The sequence below is a fragment of the Ruegeria sp. BHSB064 genome (assembly GCF_059613205.1).
Genome location: NZ_JBXWSB010000189.1, coordinates 1 through 5,884, shown reverse-complemented (window position 1 = coordinate 5,884; position 5,884 = coordinate 1). Strand labels below are relative to the sequence as shown.

General features: G+C 47.4%; 6 protein-coding genes. 2 read left to right on the top strand and 4 right to left on the bottom strand.

Annotated features, from left to right (window positions below):
* Together AC2FNU_RS23640 and AC2FNU_RS23635 are read right to left on the bottom strand one after the other, a co-directional pair.
* On the bottom strand, positions 1–774 hold a 774-nt coding region (locus AC2FNU_RS23640; RefSeq protein WP_496793563.1), incomplete at its 3' end, for a hypothetical protein.
* Positions 775–912: 138 nt separating this feature from the next.
* Positions 913–1,125: a hypothetical protein gene (locus AC2FNU_RS23635; protein WP_496793560.1), complete on the bottom strand. Its 213-nt coding sequence runs from the start codon at positions 1,123–1,125 to the stop codon at positions 913–915.
* Between the two features lie 656 nt (positions 1,126–1,781).
* On the opposite strand from AC2FNU_RS23635, the gene AC2FNU_RS23630 reads away from it, so the two are divergent.
* Positions 1,782–2,180 carry a hypothetical protein gene (locus AC2FNU_RS23630; RefSeq protein ID WP_496793555.1) on the top strand — a complete coding sequence of 133 codons (399 nt, stop codon included), beginning with the start codon at positions 1,782–1,784 and terminating at the stop codon, positions 2,178–2,180.
* Positions 2,164–3,807 carry a hypothetical protein gene (locus AC2FNU_RS23625; RefSeq protein WP_496793551.1) on the top strand — a complete coding sequence of 548 codons (1,644 nt, stop codon included), beginning with the start codon at positions 2,164–2,166 and terminating at the stop codon, positions 3,805–3,807. The genes AC2FNU_RS23630 and AC2FNU_RS23625 overlap by 17 nt, the downstream gene beginning before the upstream one ends.
* 52 nt (positions 3,808–3,859) lie before the next feature.
* On the opposite strand, the gene AC2FNU_RS23620 is transcribed toward AC2FNU_RS23625, so the two are convergent.
* Entirely contained in the window at positions 3,860–4,435 is a 576-nt protein-coding gene (locus AC2FNU_RS23620) for a HEPN domain-containing protein (protein WP_496793548.1), read from the bottom strand.
* Positions 4,436–4,478: 43 nt separating this feature from the next.
* Positions 4,479–5,651, bottom strand: a complete 1,173-nt coding sequence (locus AC2FNU_RS23615) for a GmrSD restriction endonuclease domain-containing protein (protein WP_496793545.1) — start codon at positions 5,649–5,651, stop codon at positions 4,479–4,481.
* Positions 5,652–5,884 lie beyond the last annotated feature (233 nt).

Genomic DNA, 5,884 nt, shown 5'->3' with positions numbered 1-5,884 from the left:
GACCTCGTTTACCAGTTTCAGGATCATGAGTGAGAAGGCAAGGTTTCGGACGCTTGCCTCCAGACCAGAACGGATCGCGACGCAAAACCAGTCCCTTTTCCAACCCTCGACGCGTCCAAGATGAGGAATGCCGAGAACTCCGGCTCGTGCGAGAATTGCGATGGACGGCATAAACAACAAAGCACCAACCGCGATATTCGTTAGAGCGACGCCCTGAACCCCGAGGTCGAGCGAAAAATCAAATTGTCCCACGAAGACACTGTCAAAGAGGATGGTCAGCATTGCTCGTGCCGCCACCAGAGCAATGAGGACACGCGACCACGACAATGCGACAACGACGATGATGCAGATGTCATTCAGGACGCCGACCATTATGCCCAATGCCTCGAGGCGCACATATTCTGCCGTTTTTGCCTGAAGCTCAGGTTGTTGCGACATCGCGCGTGTTAACCAATCCGAGCCAAGCAGGATCGCGATTGTCAAAAGCCCGTAGGAAAGGAGAGCGACAAGAAAGGCATCGCCGACCCTTTCACGCAAGGCCGCACGATCCGCAATGACCTTCCCAAAGACGTAGTAGAGCGGCAGCAAGAGTGCTTCCTGAACCACTTCATACGCAAGATTCAGCCATGCGGCTTGAGCCGCAATGCTTACGCTCCACGTATCCGGCAGGCTGTTCAGGAAATAAATTCGCACAGTTGAATAAAGGGTCGGCAACAGCGCTGTAAGAATTATGGCAAACCAAAGTCGGTAATCGATGCCTTTCAGAGAGGACATGTAATATTCCGTTAATCCAAATTGATACTGGTGCGCGACTTCACGCTAAACAGTTCCCGCGTCAACTGACCAATTTGTGGTCAAGTGATGGTCTTTGCGCTTTTCCCCGCTGAAGGGTGAAGTGCAACGGAAGTATCCTCAATCTTTGTTCTTGTGGTGGTGTTTCGCGTGCTCCTCAATAGCTTCTGTGTGCTCCTCCAGCCAAGCTCGTTTCCGATCCTCCTTGGTCGCGACAAGTTTCGAAATACGCTTGCCCAGAGCGTCGGTATCTGCATCGGTCAACTGACTACGCAGTTCGGGCAAAAGGTCGATGACGACCTTGCGAGGGAGTTGCCAAAGCAGTTTTTCCAAAACCCGACGCGAGCGCGTCGCCTGGGTCGAAATCCGATCTTGGAGTGGCGAGCGTGTATCCCGCTTTGTATCCCACCTTCGCAGGCATGGGATACATGTCGGCTTGAAGGGGCGGAATTCCCCTTATTTTGTTGCTCTTTCGGAGAATGGTGGCTGGGGTGGTAGGATTCGAACCTACGATACACGGTACCAAAATGCAAGAATGTGTGACATTCTACTACATATTGTGCCAAGAAATTCACTTAAAGTTCAGTTGGTTAGGAAAGGCAAACATGGCTTATGTGCATTCCTGCATACCAAATCCTCCTTTATGCTATGTTTGTGTTACATTGCGCATCACTTGAAGTCATGCAAGATCATTTGCTGGGGGAGGAACCCCCAGTAGGTTGTTCAAATCTAAATGTGGATCAAAGTTCTAGTAAGATTGGAAATTGTCTTTGCTGTGGTCGGTCTAGGGGGGCACGCCAACCCACTGCGCATCATGGATGGCGAATGCAAATGTGATATCGACAAAACGAATGCTGGCTGCGCGTTTCTATCCGGTTGTCGTCTACCTAAAAACTAGCATATCGATACTTGATTGAAGCCTTCCATACAGGCTAGCGTGGCCCTGAGTTTATTTCTTTAAATCCGATTTAGTTGAGAGGTATTCATCAATGATAGGAACATCAATTTCCCTCAAATTTCCCAACGTCGTTCAACAAAGAATGTTTGGCAGAGCACTTTCAGAACAAGACCTAAGTGGGGATGGCTTTGAATTCAGCTTGCCTTCAGATCGCGATGCACAGCATGCCAACGAGATCTATCAGCTTCTCGTGACATTTTTTGAGAATGGAGGCTCAGAAGCGATTTCTGCTGTCGCAGGAATGATTGCAGCTTGGATCGCCGCAGGTGACCGAGGTAACGATGAAGGTGATCAGGATACGGATACGCCGAGAGTGATTGAAATCACGATCAATGGCGTTCCCGTGCCAATCTCTCCAGACATGACGAACGAACAGATTGAAAACAGCGTGAAAGCAGAGCTTTCGAAGAGCGATGCCTCAAAGAATTAGATCTGGTGCAGATGGTGTTTATGAGCTCTCGTATTTTGGATCGAGAGTCAGGCACTCGCTTGAGGACTCCAGAAAGGTCTATGGAGAGCTTTCTGGTAAATCGCTAAGAGAGCACTCAGACGATTGGGGTAATGCAGACGAAAACCAGAAGGCATCTTACCTCCTAGAGGAACACGAAAACGCACACCATATGCTGCTCTACAGCACACCTGCTGGGGTCCTTCTTTGGCGGCTAGTGCAAGTTGTTCATAGAGACATTGCGTATCTGTCTAGAGTCGCAAAACAGCTAGAAGTGGAGATTCCGCCGAACGTGACGCCAAGCAGCTTTTTCACTTCCGGTAAATTCTTCGAAGAATTGGCAAATCAAGAGCGATTCATAGATAATCCGGACTTTTCATATCCGCAGAGCATTGTTGATGCAATCGATAATGCTTTTAAGCTAGTTGATATTTTATTTCATCACAGCCCTGCTGAAAAGTTCCCAAACCTCACAGTTGGCGAGCTACTAGACCTTCTGAACGATGTGTTCACTTGGGCGGTAGAGCGATCTGACATACCTCCGAGTGGGTCTTGGGTTAGTTCACTGCCGAGGTCCGAGAAGGTTTTTATTCCGGGTCGAGACTGGAATTGTATGGCGCTAGCGGAAGTTCATGCTTGCGCAAAAGAATTGTTTTTGCTCCGCGCATTTGAGGATTTTGATCGTTTCGAGAAGCGACAAGACGAATTTAGGCAAGATGTCTTCGGCCCCTGCTTTGACATTATTAAAAATTCGGTTCGCCACGAAAACGAGATAGGCTTTTCGCCGCATGAGATGCAGATGTCCGTAATGTACGCTATGTCAGGGAGAGTTGATCCATCCTTGTCTGCCGGGAAAGATATTGTACTAGAAGAGGAGTTTCCAACTTTCCGTCTTCACAATAGCGCGGAAACGCATCTTGAAATAGCGAAGTCCTCCGCACAAAACCTATCAAATCTTGCACATACACCTCTAATTGGAGCAGGGTCAAATTGGCTGACTTTCCACTCCCAATCCGGTGTGCCTAGTGTGGGTGCGGCGCAAGATTTCCTTACTACCATGAATAGTTTAGGGCTTGATCGGCAGATTTTCTCAATAAAGCAAGGTTTAAGTGCGAATGCCAATTTTATGTTGTCCAAAATGCTTAGCTGGTTCGGCGCTTCGAGTAATGAAGACTTCCATAACGCGTGGGAGAAATGGCAACGGGATCTCAAGCTCAGTCAGATAATTTGTGAATACTCCGATGACTTTTATTTGCACACTTTTGACCCTCAACAAATCTATCCCGAGAATCATCCGATTTGGCAATTGGAAGGCATCAACCTGTTTTTTTCGCCTCCGCTTCAATTTGCCTCGTCTGTGATGGTGGGTTTCGTCCAACAAATACATATTGCTTCCTACTTTCACTATCCAGTTTCTCATATGGAAAAAATTGAGCCGAAAGTTTCCAGTTTCTTTTCGAGGTGCATTGCGGAGTTTTCAGAGGAAATTGAGCCTGAACATTTTTCAAGATTTCTCTTGGAAATTATGCAAAGGCACTATGAAGTGGGAGACTCACCTTTCGGGCCTTCGCATATCAGAATTAATCCTGAGAGATCTTATTTGATTTGAATTCAATATTTCCATGCCAAATTGATGAGGTTTTTCCAATGCGCAAGTTGCGCTATTTGAGTTTTGAAATCTCGAGGTCAAACTTCTCAATTTCATCAATCAAAAAAGTGATATCAGACAACTCATCGTCAAAAGGATCGCGGATTTTAGGTAGCGATATCTGCGAATTCGCATGAACATGATCACCCCTGCGTTCACCAAAGTTTCTAAGCTGGATTAGCAATGTTTCATCGATTTGGTCAGGGTGTAAGCCTATCGGAACAAATAGCTCTGATAGGTTTTCCGGCTTAATACCATGGTTCCTTTTGATAGCCGTTCTTTGCATTGAAATTGCCTTTCCGATCAGCGTATCCAATCGGTTGTCGCTGCTTTGGTCTCGAGGGTTCGAAGGTAACCCAATGTCCTTCGATATTCGATAAACCAACATGGCAGCGATGGCCTTGGAAGGCCGCGAGGTACGTTTCCAGTGCTTCTCGGCCCGTTCAACAGCCTTAGCAGATGATACTTCTAGGTAAGTCTCAAATTCTGCATGGCTAAACGCGATGAATGCTCGGCTCTGCATGAGTTCATGCTGGCTGTATAAGCCATCAGTCCGCTTCCCAAAAGTGAGAAACTGGCTACGTAGCATCTCTACGTTTCGCTTCAATTTCGCAAACTGTGTTGACGGCAAATCAGTGCCCGAAGTTTAGTTTCTCGACATTATTTCCTGAAATGTTCGACAATGCGTCGGCCCAACGATTAAACCTAATGTGGTTAGCCTCGTTGGTCTTAGTGGTGCGCTCAATCGAACCAAGAAAATCAGCGTCATTGTCGCAAAGAGACTTAAACGCATTGACGACGTCTTGTTCTTTTCCCTGCAACGCAGCACGCAAATCTGCGTCTGAAAAATACTGCAGCATTATGTCAAAAACAGCTTTGTTCTTTCTCGATTCAAACTCTTCGCCATTCCATTTTCTTAAGTAGTTCTTTTTGCCAAAAACCTCTTCTGTGTATTGGAACGCATCTTCCATCTCAGCTACTTGATCGATGAGTGTGTTTTCGCTGTGTTCCCAAGATTCGTTGAAACGGCGAGTAGTCTCATCCAGAAAGTATTTCAGATTTCCGGCATAATCGGCGGCGAAGTTTCTGTAAGCTAGGTACCGCAGGAGAATCTCCGCGTCTCTCATCCTGAAGTCAGGCTGCTTTAGATTTAGAGCGTTCCTCAGGCCGACAGATTCCGCCGAGGCGTTGTCCACAAAATTTGAAAATGGTCCCGGATGCAGAGCTTGTCGCAATTCCTGAGGGGAAAGCTGTACGCTACCAGTGTTTATCCTAAGAAACACTTCCCAAAGGTAAGCTTCACTCTTCCAGTTACGTATGACTACGGTTCGGATGCTTGCGTTCTGAAAAGCTGCAAGATCGTCAGCAAGATCATCGTCATCTAACAGATCATTGTAGCGTTTTTTGTTGAGGTCGTGCCTTTCACTCAGTCCCTTGAGCTTTAGTGGGGTGAAGCCATCGTCCCCATCCTCGGCTGCAAAACGTCTGATCGCCAGCAAACGTTGTTTGCCATCGATCACGATGAATGAACCTTTTCGATTTCGATCTTCTGCCAGAATGAGTTGAGGGATCGGTAAGCCAAGTATGAGCGACTCAACAAAAAGGCTTTGTTTGCTTTCTGCCCATGCAGATCGCCGCTGAAACGATGGGTTGAGATCGATATTGCCTCGACGCAACTGCGAAAGGACCGTCTCTGCTGTCCAGTCCGTAGACCAAAGCGCCGCACCGTCCGCCCAATTGTCGACGTGTTCTAGGTCTTCTAGGTCTTCGGTTATCTCGGTGTCCAGCAGGGCTTCGTCGGTCATTAGGCTTTCCAGTAGAAAAGTGCAGCAAATCAATAAGGTGTTTCACTCAACTCGAATGCACTCGTATCTAGCAACTTTGCTGGCCAAAGGTCCAGTGGGGGAATCGAGAAGTGCCGAGTTCGGTCAAGTCAGACGCAATTCGGGTAAGCAAATCATGGCATCTGGCATATCGCAATTAACCGACAACGCGCCATCCGATTGTTCTGGCTGGCCATCTCCGTTTTGGTTCTCAT